The sequence below is a fragment of the Pseudoalteromonas sp. B62 genome, assembly GCF_037162565.1.
GTDB classification, from domain to species: Bacteria; Pseudomonadota; Gammaproteobacteria; order Enterobacterales; family Alteromonadaceae; genus Pseudoalteromonas; species Pseudoalteromonas fuliginea.
Map to the genome: position 1 here is coordinate 186,364 of NZ_JARLVB010000002.1, position 17,425 is coordinate 203,788.

Consider the following 17,425-nt stretch of genomic DNA (forward strand, 5'->3'; position numbering starts at 1 on the left):
GGGGGCGACATGTCGTGGTTTAAAGAGCTGTGGCAAAATAGCCGTGAAAAAGGTCAGTATTATGAGCTCCAAGCGCAAAAATATTTAGTATCTCAGGGACTAACCCCATTGAGCGTAATTATTACTGCCCCTTTGGTGAGCTTGATGTCATTATGAAAGAAGGTGACACCCTTGTTTTTGTAGAAGTTAAATTTCGCAAAAACAATGCGCGCGGCGGCGCTAATTATGCATTAAGCCCGCAGAAGCAGGCAAGACTAAAACGCAGTATTTATCATTACTTAGCCGCTAAAAACTTAACAAATGAAGCGCTTAGAATTGATTATGTAGCCATTACAGGAGAATCATCTCCCAAAATTAACTGGCTTAAAAACGTATTTTAAATACTTAGGCAATATAGGCTTAAGTTCATATAAAGATTAAGTATAAATTATTGGTAGGCTATGCAAGATACAATTAAAGAAATTTTTACAGAGAGCATTCAAGTACAAATCGCTGCAGGTGAAGTATTACCCAGTGCACTTGAATCAGCAGCATTTACCATTGCACAAAGCTTGATAAACGGTAATAAACTCATTTGTTGCGGCACTGCAAATTGCCATATGCTAGCCCAACATATTGCGGGTGTACTTGTTAACCATTATGAAACTGAGCGGCCGTGTCTCCCCGCGATAGCTTTGTCTCAAGAAAATATAAATTTAGGTCAAAATAACCAAGGCGATGATCACGATACATTTGCGCGACAAGTTCGTGCTTTTGCCCAGCAAGGGGATTTACTTCTTGCACTTGCTATAAACGGTAACGAAAAACATATTATTTCTGCTGTAGAGGCTGCACTTACTAAAGATATGAAAGTAATCGTGATGGTCGGTGATGATGGAGGGGAATTAGTTGGCTTACTTGGCCCTAATGACGTTGAAATTAGAACCCCTTCTAAGCGCCCTAGCCGTATTATCGAATCGCATTTAGTTAACTTACACTGTTTAAGCGAACTTGTTGATTTAACCCTCTTTCCGCAGGATGAAAACTATGTTTAAACGCTCCCTTATTGTTTTAAGTACTGTTGTATTATTGCAAGGCTGTGCGGCCGCTATTGTTGCAGGTACAGCTAGTGCAGTAACAGCAGCGAACGATCGCCGCACTATTGGCTCACAAATTGATGATAACAATATTGAGATAAAAGCCAGCATTGCCTTGAGTGAGGTAGAGCGCATTGAGAAATTTGCTAATATCAATGCAGTAAGCGTAAACGGTATCGTTTTATTAGTTGGTCAAGTCGCAAATCAAGAAATGAAAGGTGAAGCTCAACGTACAATTGAAGACGTTGCTGGTATTCGTAAAATTCATAATCAAATCCGTATTGGATCAAATATTGGTATCACCACACAAACCCACGACTCATGGTTAACCTCAAAAGTAAAAGCGCAGCTACTCACTGCAAAGAATATTAGTAGCAATAATATTAAGGTAGTTACTGAGAACGGTGAAGTATTTTTAATGGGATTAGTCTCTGAGTCTGAATCTAATCAAGCAGTAAACATTGCACGTAATGTATCTGGCGTTGAACGCGTAATAAAAGTTTTTGAATATATGTAGTTGTAAAATGATAGATAGCCTAATTACATACACCGGCTCGCTTTTGTATCAGGCATAAAAAAACCGCTTAATAAGCGGTTTTTTTGGCATTTATGTATTATTTAATAACACGTAAATGAGAGCCTTTTTCTTTTCAGGCTTTTCTGGTGGTGCTTCATCAATAAATTCAGCTGATGAGTCAACACTTTCAAGCTCTGGAGCAAAGTCGTCTTCGTCCCCTAAAAACTCGTCTGCTGTAAAGACCGTACCTTCACCATTTTCACGTGCATATATTGCCAGCACTGCACCTAAGGGCACATACACTTGCATTGGCTGACCACCAAAGCGCGCGTTAAAGCTAAGTTGGGTTAGGTCTAACGAAAACTGTGTGACTGCTGATGGACTTATGTTTAAAACAATTTGTCCGTCTTGAACAAACTGTGTAGGCACTTGTACATTAGCAAACCCAGCGTCTACCACTAAATGTGGCGTGCATTCGTTATCAACTATCCAATCAAAAAAAGCACGTAATAAATAAGGACGATTAGGCGTCATTATAAACGAATCTCACGCTCAGCTTCAGTTAAAGAAGCTTGGAATGACTCACGTTCAAATAAACGGATCATGTATTCTTTAAGCTCTTTAGAACCAGCACCATTAAGCTCAATACCAAACTCTGGTAAACGCCACAGTAGTGGAGCTAAGTAACAATCCACTAAGCTAAACTCTTCACTCATAAAGTAAGGAGCTTCACTAAAGATAGGTGCTACAGCTAGTAATGCTTCTGTTAACTCTTTACGAGCTTGAGCTGCATCAGATGCATTATTGATGATTTTTTCAGCTAGGCTGTACCAATCTGTATCAATACGGTGCATCATTAAACGGCTACGACCACGCATTACCGGGTATACAGGCATTAGTGGAGGATGAGGAAAACGTTCATCAAGGTATTCCATGATGATATTTGCCTGATATAAACCAAGCTCACGGTCAATCAGTGTTGGCACTGTACCGTAAGGGTTAATTTCGTGAAGTGCTTCTGGCAGGTTATCTTTTTCAGCCAAATGAATATCTACACTTACACCTTTTTCCGCAAGTACAATTCGTACTTGGTGGCTATACATACAGTTAGCCCCAGAAAAAAGGGTCATTACAGGGCGCTTATTGGCAGCTACGGCCATGCCTACCTCCATTAAATCACTAAAACAGCAATAGGGGCTTAAGCCCCTATTGCAAAATTACCTTTAAATATGTTCAAACTTAATGAACATCTCTCCAGTATTCTTTCTTAAGCATAAATGCCAAGATAAACAGGATAATTAAAAATCCGATTACCTTAATACCTAATGCTTCCGACTCAAGACGTGAAGGTTCACCCACGTACTCAAGGAAGTTCGTTAAATCACGAGCTGCTTGGTCGTATTCATCTACGCTTAGTTCACCCGTACCATCTGTTTCAGTAGCAATAACTTTAGTCACAGTGTGACCATGCTCTTCTACTTCTTCAGTAATTGGCGTTGGCAAACCTTGCAGCTCTTGAAGAACATGAGGCATACCAACAGATGGGAAAACAATATTATTTACACCAAACGGGCGAGATTCATCTTTATAAAACGATTTTAAGTACGTGTAAATATAATCTGGTGATTTTACACGAGCAATTAGCGTTAAATCCGGCGGAGCCGCACCAAACCATTTTGCTGCATCATCTTTTGTAATCGCGTTAGTAATATGGCTACCGACTTTAGAACCGTCAAAAATCAATTGTTCTAAACCAACCTCTGTTGGGATACCAATATCGCGAAAAGTACGTTCATAACGTTGATACTGCATTTGGTGACAACCAAGACAGTAGTTCATGAACAACTTTGCACCGCGCTGTAAAGATGGTTGATCAGTAAGGTCGTTATTCGCTTCCATTAAAGGAACCGATGGACCCGCTGCCATAACCATATTCGGCAACAAGTTTACTGATAAAGCAAATAAACCAATAATAAGCTTTTTCATCATTTCGTTAACCTCTCTGGCAATGGCTTAGTTTTTTCGTTCTTACTGTATACAAACAACAGTACGAAGAACATAAAGTAAGTCACAGTACAGATTTGAGAAATTATCGTCTTAAGGTCTGTTTGTGGAGTTGCACCCACCCAACCTAAAAGAACGAAAGTAACAACAAAACCTGCAATGTTCCATTTATGGAAACCACAACGGTAACGAACCGATTTAACTCTACCACGGTCTACCCAAGGTAGTAACGCAAGTACAACAATCGATGCACCCATTGCTGCAACACCGATAAGCTTATCAGGGATTGCGCGTAAGATTGCATAGAATGGCGTAAAGTACCAAACTGGGAAAATGTGCTCCGGTGTTTTAAGAGGGTTAGCTGCTTCGAAGTTTGGACCTTCTAAAAAGAAGCCATTCATCGCAGGCATAAAAAACACAACCCAACAGAACAATATTAAGAAACCAACCACACCCACAATATCTTTAACTGTGTAGTAAGGGTGGAACGGTATTGCATCAACAATATCTTTTTTGTCAGTGTAATACTCATGAAATTTAAATTTAGGTTTATCTTCTTCAGCTACAGAGCCTTTCTTACGCTTAATTTCAATACCTTCGGGGTTATTTGAACCCACTTCATGCAATGCAACAATGTGTAAGAAAACTAAGATTACGATAACCAGTGGGAGTGCAATTACATGCAATGCAAAGAAGCGGTTAAGCGTTGCACCCGATATTACGTAGTCGCCACGGATCCAAAGTGTTAAGTCATCACCAATAACCGGAATTGCACCGAATAGAGAAATGATTACCTGCGCACCCCAAAATGACATTTGACCCCAAGGTAATAAGTACCCCATGAACGCTTCAGCCATTAATGCCAAGAAAATAAACATACCGAATAACCACAGTAATTCACGTGGTTTTTGGTAAGAACCGTAGATCATGCCACGGAACATATGCATATATACAACGATGAAAAACGCTGAAGCACCTGTTGAGTGCAAGTAACGCAATAACCAGCCATATTCTACATCACGCATGATGTATTCAACCGAGGCGAATGCGCCCTCAGCAGATGGCACAAAGTTCATCGTTAACCAAATACCTGTAAGAATTTGGTTTACTAGTACCAGCATGGCTAGTGAGCCAAAAAAGTACCAGAAGTTAAAGTTTTTAGGTGCTGGATACTGTGCAATGTGCATATTCCAAACACGTGTCATTGGGATTCGGTCGTCTATCCAACCAATAATCTTACCAAACATTAGACTACCCCTCTTTCTTCGCCCACTAAAATAGTGGTTTCATCTAGAAAAGTATAAGGTGGTATTTCTAAGTTTAATGGTGCAGGTACCGATTGAAAAACTCGGCCAGCCATATCAAATTTAGAACCGTGGCATGGGCAGTAGAAACCATCGTCAGTCCCTTCTACTTTTTCGCCAAAGTTACCTTGTAAAAAGCCAGGAGAACACCCTAAATGCGTACAAATACCTACAGCCAAAAATATTTCTGGGCGTAATGAACGGTAATCATTTGTTGATGATTCTAATTGTTGTGGCTCTTGCGATTGTGGATCACGAAGTTGACCTTCATGTTCTTTCATCTGCTCAAGCATTTTTGGGGTACGTGATACAACCCATACAGGTTTACCACGCCACTCGACACGTATTAATTGTCCCGGCTCAAGTTTGCTGATATCTACTTCCACAGGCGCACCCGCAGATTTAGCTCGCTCACTTGGATTCCAAGACGCAATAAAAGGAACAGCAGCCCCAGCCGCACCAACACCACCAACAACAGAGGTAGCTATGGTTAAAAAGCGACGTCGGCCATTGTCTACAGGCGCATTGCTCATCCACTTATCTCCACTTACGATTCTCAACACTTGCTATATTGAGAACATCAGTTACAGCAGGTTAATTATTCGAATTTTTAAAATAGAAACGATCATAATTAAAACCCTTGGTTAAAACAAGGTTATTCACAGCCTCATGCTCTAACACATCCAACTTCACCTAGGGTTCAGTAAGCCAGTTTGAGTATAGGGCCGAATAGTCATAATACCGTTTCTGTAAAAACTATGTACTGACCAAGATCAACTTCACTAAGCAAAAACTCTAAAACGGTGCGTAGTGTCGTAAAACTCGATCGTTTTACTTCCATGCCAATTGTAGCAAAAAATTCCACCAATTAACTGATGGATTTAAACTAATTACGATAATTATTTAACTTTTTTGCAGCTATCTGAGTATTTTTTAACTTTCGTTTATTAAATACGCTGTTATTGAGGAGTTTGATCAATACAAGTAACTGTAATTATTAAGCCTAGACACGATAACGAGTCAACTTAGGCATATCTTTCATTGTCGGAATTACTATTTTTAAAAACAAAAAACCCAGCATAAGCTGGGTTTTGAATTTTTGATAACGTATAGATTAACGTTTTGAGAACTGTGGACGCTTACGCGCTTTCTTAAGACCCACTTTCTTACGTTCAACTTTACGTGCATCACGAGTAACGAAACCTGCTTTACGAAGTTGTGGACGTAATGACTCGTCAAACTCCATAAGTGCACGAGTAATACCGTGACGGATAGCACCAGCTTGACCAGTTGTACCACCACCAGAAACGGTGATGAAAAGATCAAATTTTTCAGTCATATCAACTAGCTCAAGAGCTTGATGAACAACCATGCGTGCTGTTTCGCGACCAAAGTACTCTTCTAAAGAGCGCTTGTTGATTACGATGTTACCAGTGCCTGGGCGTAAGAATACGCGAGCACTTGAACTTTTACGACGACCTGTACCGTAGTATTGATTTGCCATGATGGTGCTCCTTAAATGTCTAGAACCTGAGGCTGTTGTGCAGCATGGTTGTGCTCAGTACCTGTGTAAACTTTAAGTTTACGGTACATAGCGCGGCCTAAAGGACCACGTGGCAACATGCCCTTAACAGCCTTCTCGATGATCATTTCAGGCTTTGCAGCTTGAAGTTTATCAAAAGTAGTAGACTTAAGACCACCTGGAAAACCAGAGTGTGAATAGTACACTTTGTTTTTGAATTTGTTACCAGTTACAGTAACTTTTTCAGCGTTGATAACGATGATATAATCACCAGTATCTACGTGCGGTGTATATTCAACTTTATGCTTACCGCGTAGGCGATGAGCGATTTCAGTAGCGATGCGACCTAAAGTTTTACCTTCAGCGTCAACTACGTACCAGTCACGTTTTACTGTTTCTGGTTTAGCAACAAACGTTTTCATTTATAAAAATCCAATGTTTTTCAATTAAAACCACAAGTAGTTAATATTAACTACTGCTCTAAGTTTGCTACAACCCCTTCGAGTTTTAGACTTTTGCGCCGCTCACAAGTGGCTAGACTATATGATGGCATAGAACGCAACGTGGCAGACGCGGGAGTATACCAGCACTTAAAACACATTGCTACTCGCCGGTTGTTTTTTCCACAAGAAATTTTAGAAATAAGAAGTAATATATATGTACCTCTTATTTTTAAGCGTTGGCCTATTACACATTTGCCTACTTACTTTAAACTAAATGCTCTTTAGCTAAATACTCTAAAGACTGCATTTCTTGCAAACGGCTTATACAACGCTTAAATTCAAAATTAAGGTTACCTTGAGTATAAAGGTCGGTGATCGGCTTCTCAGCTGAAATTATTAAAGTTACGTGGCGCTCATAAAATTCATCAACTAAAGCAATAAAGCGTCTTGCAGCATCATCGTTAGTTTGCCCAAGCTGTTTCACGTTAGAAATAATAACCGTATTGTATAGGCGACTAATCTCCATGTAATCGACTTGGCTTCGCGCTGTTTCGCACAATTCACTAAACTCAAACATCACAACACATTTAGCTACTTTGCGCGTTTTGATTAAACGCCCTTCTATCTCTATAGGCTCATCTAATTGGCCAGGCTCTGAGGAAAGTTTATCGAAGTAATCAAATAGATTTTTATCTGCTTGTTCGTCAAGCGGGCTATGAAAAATTTCGGCTTGTTCTAGCGTACGTAATCGGTAATCGACACCTGAGTCTACATTTACTATTTCTGTATTGAGTTTAACCAACTCAATAGCTGGTACAAAACGCGCACGTTGTAAACCGTTTCTATAAAGATCATCAGGTACTATATTTGACGTTGCAACAAGTACAATACCGCGTGCAAATAATGCCTCCATTAAACCGCCTAACAGCATGGCATCTGTAATGTCTTGAACAAAAAATTCATCAAAACAAATTATGTCTGTTTCAGCTTTTAAAATATCCGCGACTTTTTCTAATGGGTTTACAGTATTGTTTAGCTTTTTAAGTTCATCGTGTACGCGATGCATAAAACGATGAAAATGTACGCGCATCTTCCGCGTGCCTGGTAAGGCTTCATAAAAAGTATCAACTAAATAAGTTTTACCACGCCCTACTCCTCCCCAGAAATATAAACCTTTTATAGGCGCTGGCTCATCTTTATTAAAAAGCTTGGCAAAAAAGCTTTTTGATTTTATTTTGTTCTGGGTTAAATCGTCATATAAACGCTGTAAATGGCGCACTGCATTTTCTTGTGCTACATCATGTACAAAGTCATCTCGCTTCAAATCTTGTTGGTATGTTTGCCAAGGAGTCATATCTATTTACAGTTAAAATGCAGTTTAATTTGCAAAGCATATTAACACGCATCAATACTCGGGGTATATTACACTTAGTATGATTTATAATTGAATCAAGCATTCGTTAGTTATTTTCCCAAAGGGGTAGATTTATGGGCACAGTCACGTGGGTAGGTTTAATTGTTATTGTTGCTGTTATAGCTTTTTTTATTGGTGCATTTGTCACTAAAAAACAATTTAAACAGGATGAGTTGGAAAAACAGGCAGAGCAAGCTAACAATGCGTTAGAGCAATATCGTCAAGATGTAGCCGATCATTTAGCGAGTACAGGCAAGCTTGTAAATAAAATGAAAGAGAATTACGATCAACTACTTAGCCATGTTGAAGAAACCAATCAACTGCTGCTAGAGGATCGGAAGCAAACACCAGCTGAACCTTTCTTTTCAAAAGAAACTACTGAGCAATTACAAGCATCGATAAAAGAGCGCCGATGCGATCGCTCATCAGCAAAAGCACAACCTGCTGATTATGTTTCAGGCGAATCAGGTTTATTTGCAGGACAAAATAAAGTTTCAGAACATTCTAAAGCATCTTGATGAACTTTTTTTAACCCCATAGTCTTTAGATATAACAGCTTTGTTGTTTTATCTTACTGATAAATTAAAAAGGGCTGCTTATGTAGCCCTTTTTAATTTATTGCTTTTCTCGAAGTGGAGTAAACCCAGACTATGAAAATGAAATTATCACTTATCAGCGCAGCTATTCTTTCTACTAGCCTTTTATTAAGCCCGGTAGCGTCTTATGCAAAAATACCGGTTGCCGTAAATGGTCAACAGTTGCCAACACTTGCCCCAATGCTCGAAAAAATTACTCCAGGCGTTGTAAGCATTCAAGTTTCAGGCTCTAAAGAAGTGCGTCGCCGTGCGGACCCACTTGAATACTTTTTCGGACAGCAACAACCCCGAAGCCAAAAACGTCAATTTAGCGGTTTAGGCTCTGGCGTTATTATTAATGCTGATGAAGGTTATGTAGTAACTAATAACCATGTGATTCAAGATGCCGAAAAAATGGTTGTTACTCTTGAAGACGGCCGTGAGTTTGAAGCGATTAAAATTGGAACTGATAAAGAATCCGACATTGCGCTTTTACAAATCGACGCTGATGATTTAACTGAAGTAAAACTAGCAAACTCAGATAATTTGCGCGTGGGTGACTTTGCCGTTGCTATCGGTAATCCGTTTGGCCTTAGCCATACTGTTACATCAGGAATTGTGAGTGCACTTGGTCGCAGTGGTTTAAACATTGAAGGCTACGAAGATTTCATTCAAACCGACGCAGCGATTAACCAAGGCAACTCTGGTGGTGCTTTAGTTAACTTAAATGGTGAATTAATAGGTATTAACACTGCTATTTTAGGGGCTTCAGGCGGTAATGTTGGTATTGGTTTTGCTATCCCGTCTAACATGATGAAAAACCTAGTAGATCAAATTATTGAACACGGTGAAGTACGTCGTGGCTCACTTGGTATTTCTGGGCGCCCACTTGATGCAGGCCTAGCTAAAGCACAGCAACTTGACGTCAAACAAGGTGCCTACGTTATGCAAGTAATGGATGACACCGCTGCAAGTAAAGCAGGAATCAAAGCCGGTGATGTTATTGTAAGTATTAATGGCGGTGATATTAGCGGCTTCCATGAATTACGAAGCAAAATAGCAACCTTGGGTGAAGGTAGAGAAATCAAGCTCGGCATTTATCGTGACGGAAAAATTAAAACAGTTAAAGTTACACTCGATGGTGCATCAGGTGTTACGGCAACAGGGGAAGAGCTACATCCTGCTTTTCAAGGTGCCGAGCTTGAAAACGTGCAAAAAAATAGTAATAAAGGTGTTGAAGTTACCTCTGTAGATCCTCGTTCACCTTCTGCCCGTGTTGGCCTTGAAGAGGGTGACATTATAATGCAGGTAAACCGTCAACGCGTAGAAACAATTCGTGATATGAATAAGATCATCGATGACACAAAAGGCAATATAGTGCTTGGCGTGAAACGTGGCCGTGAATCTATATTTATCTTAATTCAGTAATAAATATTGCTATAAATGAAATAAAAGTAACAGTGGCACTTGCCGCTGTTATTTTTTTATGCCATCATAAAGAAATTACTTCCTTATAATAAGAATCCCGTGCTGAAACTAATAAAATTTATTCTCCCGCCATTATTTGCAGGGCTTAGCATTGCTTTTTTAGTGGTTTTTTTCAGCCCTAATATGCGAGCTTCTCTATTACCGAACGTGCCTCTTGCGAGTGCAATGAGTACTAGTCATTTAAGTTTCTCAGATGCTGTTAAACGTGCAGCCCCCTCCGTAGTGACTATTTTTTCTGAGAGCATTTCGAAAGAGCCTCGTTATAAAAGACAAAATACCGTACAAGAATTAGGCTCTGGTGTGATTATGTCGCAAGATGGCTACATTCTTACTAACTATCATGTAGTGAATAATGCAGATCAAATTATGGTTATTCTGACAGACGGCAGGCGCTTTTTTGATGTCCAACTAATCGGCTTTGATACGATTACTGATCTTGCATTACTTAAAATAAACGCAGACCACCTTCCCGTTATTCCTATAAGCGATAGCTATACGTCGAGTGTAGGTGATGTAGTACTAGCCATAGGTAACCCACTTAATTTAGGACAGACAATTACCCAAGGTATTATTAGCGCTACTGGTAAGCAAAAAATCACAGACAGCCCTTATAATAACTTATTACAAATGGATGCCGCCATTAATGTAGGGAATTCAGGTGGCGCATTAGTTAATTCTAACGGTGATTTAGTTGGTATCACTTCAGCCCAATTTAAAACGCGTGAAAATTTAAACATACAGGGAATATTTTTTGCTGTGCCGTATTCACTTGCTAAAAAAGTAATGGGAAAATTGATTCGACATGGTCGTGTAGTTAGAGGCTACCTTGGTTTTGAAGGCACCGCAGTAGACAGCACAGGTAAAGAAGTTAACGATAGCCTAACTCCTGTTTCAGGTATGCGAATTACGAACTTAGATCCCTTAGGCCCAGCTTGGCAAGCAGGTATTGAAGAACAAGATATCGTTATTAAAATTGCAGGGCTTTCCGTAGCAAATCCGCAAAAAGTACTTGAAAAAATAGGCAATACAGAACCTGGGAAAGAAATAGAGTTTGAGCTTTATCGAAATGGCAAAATAGAAAAAATCATGGTGATGGTCGCAGAGCTTGAAACAAAACTATAACTACTAATTGTAGGTCGGTGTGTATTTACATATCCGACCTACATATATTAGGCGCTTTTAACTGCTTCTACGTTTAATATTAGCACCTAATGCACTGAGCTTATCTTCAATGCGCTGATACCCTCTGTCAACGTGATAAATACGGTCAACAACGGTTTCACCTTGCGCGACTATACCTGTTAAAATTAGACTCGCTGAAGCACGTAAGTCAGTTGCCATAACTTGCGCACCGCTTAGGCTTTTGGTTTCACCACAAATAGCCGTGTTGCCCTCAAGACGAATATTAGCACCCATGCGCTGTAACTCAGGCACATGCATAAAACGGTTTTCAAAAATCGTTTCTGTAATCGTTGCACTGCCATTTGCCACAACATTCAATGCTGTAAATTGAGCTTGCATATCAGTAGGAAAACCTGGGTGTGGAGCGGTTTTAATATTAACAGCTTTAAGCTCTCGGCCACGCATATCTAAGTAAATACTGTCATCATGCACCTCAAGCAATGCATTCGTTGCACGCAGCTTTTCAATCACGGGTTCAAGTGAATGAAAATCAGTATTCTTACAAAGTACCTCACCGCCAGCCATTGCAGCCGCCACTAAAAATGTACCTGTTTCAATTCTATCTGGCAAAATACTATGCTCACAACCCGCCAAGCGCTCAACACCCTCCACTTCGATACGGCTAGTACCTGCACCAGTAATTTTAGCCCCCATTGCAATTAAACAATTAGCTAAATCGATAATTTCAGGCTCACGCGCGGCATTATCAAGTATGGTTTTTCCATCAGCAAGCGCTGCTGCCATCAGTAAATTTTCAGTAGCACCAACACTAACCATCTCCATAAAGATTTCAGCGCCTTTTAAGCGACCATTTACCTTTGCATTAATATAACCATTTTCAACGCTTATTTGTGCGCCTAAGCGCTCTAAACCTTGAATATGGATATCAACAGGACGAGCACCAATAGCACAACCACCTGGTAATGAAACCTGAGCTTCACCAAAGCGTGCCACTAAAGGGCCTAGTGCAAGCACAGAAGCACGCATTTGTTTAACGAGCTCGTAAGGGGCAAGCGTCTGATTTACCGTTGCGCCATCAATAATAAGTGTGTCGCCTTGCCAATTAACATCTGCACCTAAAGTTTTTAATAGTGCTTCGGTGGTAACAATGTCACGTAAACGTGGAACATTAGTAAATGTACTTTTACCATCAGCAAGTAAAGCAGCAAACAAAATAGGAAGCGCTGCATTTTTAGCACCAGAAATAGTAACTTCACCAGCAAGTGAAGTGCCACCTTGAATTACAAATTGATCCATTTAGGAGGCCTTACTTATTGCGGTAAAATAAATTTTTGTTCACGTTTCCACTCTGTTGGAGTGAAAGCGCGAATAGAAACTGCGTGAATTGTGCCATCTGAAATTGTATTCATCAACGGACCATAAACTAGCTGTTGCTTTTTAACACGGCTTAAACCGTCAAAGCATTCACCAACTGCAATTACTTCATAATGACTACCATTAGCTTTTACATGCACTTCAGCTAATTGAAGTTCATCGCGTAATAATGTTTCGACTTGGCTAGTTTCCATAACTCTCACTCAAATAGGGTTGTAACTTGACCCAACTGCATTAAATTTTGCAATTGTTCAGGTGGATTTTGCAATTCAAGACGAATGCCTTGCTGCTTAAATTCTGCAAAAGAGTGAATTAACCAAGCTAAGCCCGCTGTGTCAACCCTTGATACCTCACTAAGGTCAAAATAAGTGGTTTTATGCTTAGTTATTAACTTATCGTTCAAAAGCCGTTCATTACTAATGGAATTTCGAGTAAGTTCACCACTTACTCGAAACTGCTGTTCATCAACTTGGCTAATTGCCAATTTAGTCATTCGAGCTACTGCCTCTAAATTGAACAGGTAACTTACTCTTTTGCTCTAAAAGGTTGCTTACATTGTCAATACCTTGCTGACGTAAAATACCTTGTAGTTCGCTTTGTTTGGCGTCTAATAAACTAATACCTTCAGCAATCATATCGTAAGCTCGCCATTCACCATCGCGATCTTCACGAACTTTAAAGTCTATTCTGATATCAGGTTTACCATCTTCAAGAATTTTAGTTTTAACAACAACGACATCTTTACCTTTAAATGGTTGCTCAGCACCAAACTCAACTTTTTGATTTGTATATTGTGTAAATACACCAGCGTAAGTGGCAACTAAATATTCTCTAAATACACCAATAAAGCGCTGAATATCTTTAATCGCTTGGGCTTTTTCAGCTTCATCTGTAATTGCTCGTACTTTAGATACTTCACTACCTAACACGCGAAGTGCTGCATATTTGTAGTCAATGTAAGGCATTAATTCTTCTTCAACAATGACACGAAGATGCTCTTGATTTTTAATGATTAATGGCTGATCTTTTTTGATACGTGCAAACGTATTGTCCGCTACTTGACGCACCATTTTGTTTGGATCATTCAGTTTAACATCTGCAGCACTTACGCTTTGAGTTAGCGTCATTGTGCTAATTGCTACAATAGCTAGAAACTTTTTCAACATAATAATTACTCACTACCTTGGTTGAATAAAAACTGCCCAATTAACTCTTCAAGTACAATGGCAGACTTAGTATCAGTGATTGAATCACCGTCACCTAACGCTTTACTGTCTACACCAAATAAATCATCAATTGCTTCGTCTTGCTTATTTTCGGTTACGACTTGACCTAAACAGCGTTGCTCTGCTGAATTAGGAGAAATAACAGGGTGGATACCTAGATACTGCTCACCTAAAATACCCGATGTTAAAATTGAGATTGAGCTCGTGTCTGAAAAACGACATAAATACTGTGCATCAATGGTCATATTAACCACTGGCAAGAACTCCTGTGGATGAACATAAATTGACTCTACTCGACCAATAACGACTCCGCCCACTTTTACTGGTGCACGTGCCTTTAATGACCCTATGTTTTCAAATTTAGCATTAAGTGTGTACGTCTCGCCTGAGCCGCTAATACCTGAATTGGCGACTTTAAGCGCAAGCATAGCAAACGCTAAAATTCCTAACGCCACAAAAAAACCAACTAAAATTTCTAATTTCCGTGAATTCATTATCTATACCCTATTAGCTGGTAAACATTACCGCTGTCAAAATAAAGTCAAACCCTAAAACCGCCAATGACGAATGAACAACCGTTTCGGTGGTTGCTTTACTGATCCCTTCAGAGGTCGGCACACAGTCATACCCTTTATAAAGTGCTATCCAAGTCACCACAATGGCGAATACAAAGCTCTTAATAATACCGTTTAGTATGTCTTGCTGAAACGATACTTGTGATTGCATAATTGACCAAAAGCTACCCGTATCAACACCAAGCCAATCAACTCCAACTAAATGAGCACCAATAATTGCCACTGCTGAAAATATCACCGCTAGTAACGGCATACTTATAAAGCCTGCCCAAAAGCGCGGTGCAATAATTCGTTTTAGTGGATCAATTGCCATCATTTCCAATGATGATAACTGTTCTGTTGCTTTCATTAAGCCTATTTCTGCAGTAAGCGCACTGCCCGCTCGCCCTGCAAATAATAACGCTGTAACAACAGGCCCGAGTTCTCGTAATAAACTTAATGCCACTAATGGCCCTAAACTATCCTCTGCACCATATCCAACTAATACCGTATAGCCTTGTAATGCCAAGACCATACCGATAAATAAACCTGACACCATAATAATGAGCAAAGATTGCGAACCCACCATGTAGAGCTGACGAATAAGTAGAGGTGTACCCTTTTTAAAGTTAGGTACATTTACAAGTGCGCCAAAAAGCATATAAGTTGAGCGACCCAGAGCCGCAAAACGACCTAGCGTCTTATGCCCTAATTTTTGAAATAAATCCAACATTATGCTTTTTCTCCAAGCAACTCATCTGCATATGTTTGAGCTGGAAAATGAAAAGGCACGGGACCATCAGACAAACCTTTTAAAAACTGTTGCACTAAAGGAGACTCATGATTGCGCATTTCGTCAGGTGTTCCACAACCAATTACACCCTGATCAGCGATAATAATAACGTGGTCAGCAATACTCATTACCTCGTTAACATCATGGGTTACAATTAAAGAAGATAAACCAAGCACTTCGTTGAGTGACTTAATTAATTTAACCAACACCCCCATAGAAATAGGATCTTGGCCTGCAAATGGTTCATCGTACATTATAAGTTCAGGGTCGAGCGCAATAGCACGTGCCAGAGCTGCGCGCCTAGCCATACCTCCCGATAATTCAGAAGGCATTAAATCTTTCGCCCCGCGTAGCCCAACAGCTTGCAATTTCATTAGCACAACCAACCGAATTAGGTCTTCACTCAATTCAGTGTGCTCCCTAATTGGGAACGCTATATTATCGAATACCGACATATCAGTAAACAACGCACCACTTTGAAAAAGCATACTCATTTTAGTTCGCGCTTCGTAGAGTTCTTTGCGCGACATATTTGGGATACTACCACCTTCAAATAAAATATCACCGGAGTCAGGCTTAAGTTGACCGCCAATTAAACGCAACATGGTCGTTTTACCAATTCCGCTTGGCCCCATAATCGCAGTGATTTTACCTTTAGGAACGCTAAAGCTCATATTTTTATATATGCTTCTATCGCCTCTCGAAAAGCTAACATCCTTGACTTCTACTATTGATTGCGACAAGTCGCTCTCCATAACAATGTTCACTAGTGCACCTATTTTAAAGCTTTTTTAACCAAGATGGAAAAAACAATTCGTAAGATTTTGTAATACACTTGCAAAAAGGAGTATAAGACTCGTTTATAACGGCTTAACTGCAGCTTAAGGTGCTGATATAAGCGCCTTAAAATATTATTCAACAAGTTATTGTAATTAGAGTTGACCTGACTCTTTTATTTATACTTTCACCTTTGCTTTTGTTACTATTCGCGCCATCTGTATTTTGAATAACTGGCTTAATATAATGGTTACCTCGTTTGTTATTTTAATTCTTGGTTTTGCGGCTCTTGTTTGGAGTGCAGACAGGTTTGTTTATGGCGCAGCGGCACTTGCAAAAAACTTTGGCGTACCAACCCTAATTGTAGGCTTAACTGTTGTGGCAATGGGTTCGTCAGCCCCAGAGATGATGGTTTCCGCTTCTGCAGCGCTCGCAAATAAAACAGATACTGCAGTTGGTAACGCTGTCGGTTCAAACATAACAAACATTCTACTTGTGTTAGGTATTACAGCGTTATTTAGACCTCTGTCTGTATCTTCAAGTACATTAAAACGCGAAATGCCACTGGTCTTGCTGATATCATTCGCTACCTGGTATATTTTTTCAGACAATTATTTTTCATTAGCCGAAGGTGTCGCCTTACTTATTGGCTTTATCGTGTTTATAGGCGGTTTGATTATTATTTCACTGCGCGCAAAAAACCAAGATGACCCATTTATAACCGAAGCCTGTGACGACGTACCTAACGATGTACCAACTAAAAAAGCGGTATTTTGGTTAGTTATTGGCATGGTTCTACTCCCTGTTAGCTCACATTTTTAATTGGTTCCGCAGTCGACATAGCTAAATACTTTGGCCTAAGCGATCTAGTCATTGGCTTAACTATTATTGCCATTGGCACGAGCTTACCGGAGCTTGCAGCTTCAATTGCCGGTGTATTAAAAAATGAAGATGATTTAGCTCTAGGCAATATTGTTGGTTCAAACATTTTTAATATATTGGCTGTGTTACCGCTCGCAGGTATTATTAATCCATCCATTATCGATCCGTCAGTAGCGAGTCGAGATATACTCATTATGATTGGTGCAACATTTGCTCTTATCATCATGTCATTGAACTTTAGAGGCACCCAACGCATCAATAGAATGGAAGGTGGCTTATTGCTTATCGCATTTTTGGGCTACCAAGGGTACATTTTTAGTCAAGTAGGGTAAA

19 protein-coding genes and 3 pseudogenes are annotated in these 17,425 nt (G+C 39.8%); 7 read left to right on the forward strand and 15 right to left on the reverse strand.

Annotation, left to right across the window (positions count from 1 at the left end; genetic code table 11):
* Positions 1 to 9: 9 nt before the first annotated feature.
* The 3 genes and pseudogenes from P4S71_RS05185 to dolP all read left to right on the forward strand — a co-directional run bounded on the left by P4S71_RS05185 (position 10) and on the right by dolP (position 1,593).
* A pseudogene (locus tag P4S71_RS05185) lies at positions 10 to 380 on the forward strand (YraN family protein).
* Positions 381 to 440: 60 nt separating this feature from the next.
* Positions 441 to 1,034: an SIS domain-containing protein gene (locus P4S71_RS05190; RefSeq protein WP_007379077.1), complete on the forward strand. Its 594-nt coding sequence runs from the start codon at positions 441 to 443 to the stop codon at positions 1,032 to 1,034.
* On the forward strand, positions 1,027 to 1,593 hold the full coding sequence (gene dolP, locus P4S71_RS05195; protein ID WP_096793712.1) for a division/outer membrane stress-associated lipid-binding lipoprotein: 567 nt from the start codon (positions 1,027 to 1,029) through the stop codon (positions 1,591 to 1,593). The genes P4S71_RS05190 and dolP overlap by 8 nt, the downstream gene beginning before the upstream one ends.
* A 97-nt stretch (positions 1,594 to 1,690) precedes the next feature.
* Here the strand turns inward: dolP and P4S71_RS05200 are convergent.
* The 8 genes and pseudogenes from P4S71_RS05200 to zapE all read right to left on the reverse strand — a co-directional run bounded on the left by P4S71_RS05200 (position 1,691) and on the right by zapE (position 8,220).
* Positions 1,691 to 2,127: pseudogene (locus P4S71_RS05200) on the reverse strand (ClpXP protease specificity-enhancing factor).
* The gene (sspA, locus tag P4S71_RS05205) at positions 2,127 to 2,753 is read right to left on the reverse strand and encodes a stringent starvation protein SspA (RefSeq protein ID WP_007378322.1); all 627 of its coding nucleotides are present in this window, start codon (positions 2,751 to 2,753) and stop codon (positions 2,127 to 2,129) included. Before sspA ends, P4S71_RS05200 begins: the two are co-directional and overlap by 1 nt.
* Positions 2,754 to 2,832: 79 nt before the next feature.
* On the reverse strand, positions 2,833 to 3,582 hold the full coding sequence (locus P4S71_RS05210; protein ID WP_008135840.1) for a cytochrome c1: 750 nt from the start codon (positions 3,580 to 3,582) through the stop codon (positions 2,833 to 2,835).
* Positions 3,579 to 4,844 carry a cytochrome b gene (locus P4S71_RS05215; RefSeq protein ID WP_007378320.1) on the reverse strand — a complete coding sequence of 422 codons (1,266 nt, stop codon included), beginning with the start codon at positions 4,842 to 4,844 and terminating at the stop codon, positions 3,579 to 3,581. Before P4S71_RS05215 ends, P4S71_RS05210 begins: the two co-directional genes overlap by 4 nt.
* Positions 4,844 to 5,434 (reverse strand): ubiquinol-cytochrome c reductase iron-sulfur subunit, encoded by a 591-nt coding sequence (petA, locus tag P4S71_RS05220; protein ID WP_007378319.1) that lies wholly within the window; start codon positions 5,432 to 5,434, stop codon positions 4,844 to 4,846. Before petA ends, P4S71_RS05215 begins: the two co-directional genes overlap by 1 nt.
* Positions 5,435 to 6,015: 581 nt before the next feature.
* Positions 6,016 to 6,408 (reverse strand): 30S ribosomal protein S9, encoded by a 393-nt coding sequence (gene rpsI / locus P4S71_RS05225; RefSeq protein WP_086007041.1) that lies wholly within the window; start codon positions 6,406 to 6,408, stop codon positions 6,016 to 6,018.
* A gap of 8 nt (positions 6,409 to 6,416) precedes the next feature.
* Positions 6,417 to 6,845, reverse strand: coding sequence for a 50S ribosomal protein L13 (rplM, locus tag P4S71_RS05230; protein ID WP_007378318.1), 429 nt, complete (start codon positions 6,843 to 6,845; stop codon positions 6,417 to 6,419).
* A gap of 286 nt (positions 6,846 to 7,131) precedes the next feature.
* A complete protein-coding gene (gene zapE / locus P4S71_RS05235) occupies positions 7,132 to 8,220 on the reverse strand; it encodes a cell division protein ZapE (protein WP_007378317.1) in 1,089 nt (362 codons plus the stop codon).
* Positions 8,221 to 8,354: 134 nt separating this feature from the next.
* Here zapE and P4S71_RS05240 point away from each other — a divergent pair, with 134 nt between their 5' ends.
* The 3 genes from P4S71_RS05240 to P4S71_RS05250 all read left to right on the forward strand — a co-directional run bounded on the left by P4S71_RS05240 (position 8,355) and on the right by P4S71_RS05250 (position 11,465).
* On the forward strand, positions 8,355 to 8,798 hold the full coding sequence (locus P4S71_RS05240) for a YhcB family protein (RefSeq protein WP_007378316.1): 444 nt from the start codon (positions 8,355 to 8,357) through the stop codon (positions 8,796 to 8,798).
* Positions 8,799 to 8,930: 132 nt separating this feature from the next.
* Positions 8,931 to 10,283 carry a Do family serine endopeptidase gene (locus P4S71_RS05245; protein ID WP_096793713.1) on the forward strand — a complete coding sequence of 451 codons (1,353 nt, stop codon included), beginning with the start codon at positions 8,931 to 8,933 and terminating at the stop codon, positions 10,281 to 10,283.
* A gap of 99 nt (positions 10,284 to 10,382) precedes the next feature.
* Positions 10,383 to 11,465: a trypsin-like peptidase domain-containing protein gene (locus P4S71_RS05250; protein ID WP_007378314.1), complete on the forward strand. Its 1,083-nt coding sequence runs from the start codon at positions 10,383 to 10,385 to the stop codon at positions 11,463 to 11,465.
* A 57-nt stretch (positions 11,466 to 11,522) separates the two neighbouring features.
* On the opposite strand, the gene murA is transcribed toward P4S71_RS05250, so the two are convergent.
* From murA to P4S71_RS05285, 7 genes are read right to left on the reverse strand one after another with little or no spacing between them, the layout of a single operon-like run.
* The gene (gene murA, locus P4S71_RS05255) at positions 11,523 to 12,782 is read right to left on the reverse strand and encodes a UDP-N-acetylglucosamine 1-carboxyvinyltransferase (RefSeq protein ID WP_007378313.1); all 1,260 of its coding nucleotides are present in this window, start codon (positions 12,780 to 12,782) and stop codon (positions 11,523 to 11,525) included.
* 14 nt (positions 12,783 to 12,796) lie between these two features.
* A complete protein-coding gene (locus P4S71_RS05260) occupies positions 12,797 to 13,054 on the reverse strand; it encodes a BolA family protein (protein ID WP_007378312.1) in 258 nt (85 codons plus the stop codon).
* 5 nt (positions 13,055 to 13,059) lie between these two features.
* Positions 13,060 to 13,353 carry an STAS domain-containing protein gene (locus tag P4S71_RS05265; RefSeq protein WP_007378311.1) on the reverse strand — a complete coding sequence of 98 codons (294 nt, stop codon included), beginning with the start codon at positions 13,351 to 13,353 and terminating at the stop codon, positions 13,060 to 13,062.
* Complete coding sequence (locus tag P4S71_RS05270; RefSeq protein ID WP_007378310.1) at positions 13,346 to 14,026, reverse strand: MlaC/ttg2D family ABC transporter substrate-binding protein; 681 nt, start codon at positions 14,024 to 14,026, stop codon at positions 13,346 to 13,348. The genes P4S71_RS05265 and P4S71_RS05270 overlap by 8 nt, the downstream gene beginning before the upstream one ends.
* Positions 14,027 to 14,031: 5 nt before the next feature.
* Positions 14,032 to 14,580, reverse strand: coding sequence for an outer membrane lipid asymmetry maintenance protein MlaD (mlaD, locus tag P4S71_RS05275; protein ID WP_008135833.1), 549 nt, complete (start codon positions 14,578 to 14,580; stop codon positions 14,032 to 14,034).
* Positions 14,581 to 14,593: 13 nt separating this feature from the next.
* The gene (gene mlaE / locus P4S71_RS05280; RefSeq protein WP_007378308.1) at positions 14,594 to 15,373 is read right to left on the reverse strand and encodes a lipid asymmetry maintenance ABC transporter permease subunit MlaE; all 780 of its coding nucleotides are present in this window, start codon (positions 15,371 to 15,373) and stop codon (positions 14,594 to 14,596) included.
* Positions 15,373 to 16,188 (reverse strand): ATP-binding cassette domain-containing protein, encoded by an 816-nt coding sequence (locus P4S71_RS05285; protein WP_033015593.1) that lies wholly within the window; start codon positions 16,186 to 16,188, stop codon positions 15,373 to 15,375. Before P4S71_RS05285 ends, mlaE begins: the two co-directional genes overlap by 1 nt.
* Before the next feature lie 268 nt (positions 16,189 to 16,456).
* Between P4S71_RS05285 and P4S71_RS05290 the strand changes: the two are divergent.
* Positions 16,457 to 17,424 (forward strand): annotated as a pseudogene (locus P4S71_RS05290) (calcium/sodium antiporter).
* Position 17,425 lies beyond the last annotated feature (1 nt).

Excerpts from the sequence above, each read along its gene's own strand:
- P4S71_RS05285 (WP_033015593.1), bottom strand. The coding sequence starts at position 16,188 with ATGGAGAGCGACTTGTCGCAATCAATAGTAGAAGTCAAGGATGTTAGC.
- murA (WP_007378313.1), bottom strand. The coding sequence starts at position 12,782 with ATGGATCAATTTGTAATTCAAGGTGGCACTTCACTTGCTGGTGAAGTT.
- mlaD (WP_008135833.1), bottom strand. The coding sequence starts at position 14,580 with ATGAATTCACGGAAATTAGAAATTTTAGTTGGTTTTTTTGTGGCGTTA.
- sspA (WP_007378322.1), bottom strand. The coding sequence starts at position 2,753 with ATGGCCGTAGCTGCCAATAAGCGCCCTGTAATGACCCTTTTTTCTGGG.
- petA (WP_007378319.1), bottom strand. The coding sequence starts at position 5,434 with ATGAGCAATGCGCCTGTAGACAATGGCCGACGTCGCTTTTTAACCATA.
- rplM (WP_007378318.1), bottom strand. The coding sequence starts at position 6,845 with ATGAAAACGTTTGTTGCTAAACCAGAAACAGTAAAACGTGACTGGTAC.
- P4S71_RS05240 (WP_007378316.1), top strand. The coding sequence starts at position 8,355 with ATGGGCACAGTCACGTGGGTAGGTTTAATTGTTATTGTTGCTGTTATA.
- P4S71_RS05190 (WP_007379077.1), top strand. The coding sequence starts at position 441 with ATGCAAGATACAATTAAAGAAATTTTTACAGAGAGCATTCAAGTACAA.
- zapE (WP_007378317.1), bottom strand. The coding sequence starts at position 8,220 with ATGACTCCTTGGCAAACATACCAACAAGATTTGAAGCGAGATGACTTT.
- P4S71_RS05210 (WP_008135840.1), bottom strand. The coding sequence starts at position 3,582 with ATGATGAAAAAGCTTATTATTGGTTTATTTGCTTTATCAGTAAACTTG.
- P4S71_RS05215 (WP_007378320.1), bottom strand. The coding sequence starts at position 4,844 with ATGTTTGGTAAGATTATTGGTTGGATAGACGACCGAATCCCAATGACA.
- mlaE (WP_007378308.1), bottom strand. The coding sequence starts at position 15,373 with ATGTTGGATTTATTTCAAAAATTAGGGCATAAGACGCTAGGTCGTTTT.
- P4S71_RS05265 (WP_007378311.1), bottom strand. The coding sequence starts at position 13,353 with ATGACTAAATTGGCAATTAGCCAAGTTGATGAACAGCAGTTTCGAGTA.
- P4S71_RS05245 (WP_096793713.1), top strand. The coding sequence starts at position 8,931 with ATGAAAATGAAATTATCACTTATCAGCGCAGCTATTCTTTCTACTAGC.
- P4S71_RS05260 (WP_007378312.1), bottom strand. The coding sequence starts at position 13,054 with ATGGAAACTAGCCAAGTCGAAACATTATTACGCGATGAACTTCAATTA.
- dolP (WP_096793712.1), top strand. The coding sequence starts at position 1,027 with ATGTTTAAACGCTCCCTTATTGTTTTAAGTACTGTTGTATTATTGCAA.
- P4S71_RS05270 (WP_007378310.1), bottom strand. The coding sequence starts at position 14,026 with ATGTTGAAAAAGTTTCTAGCTATTGTAGCAATTAGCACAATGACGCTA.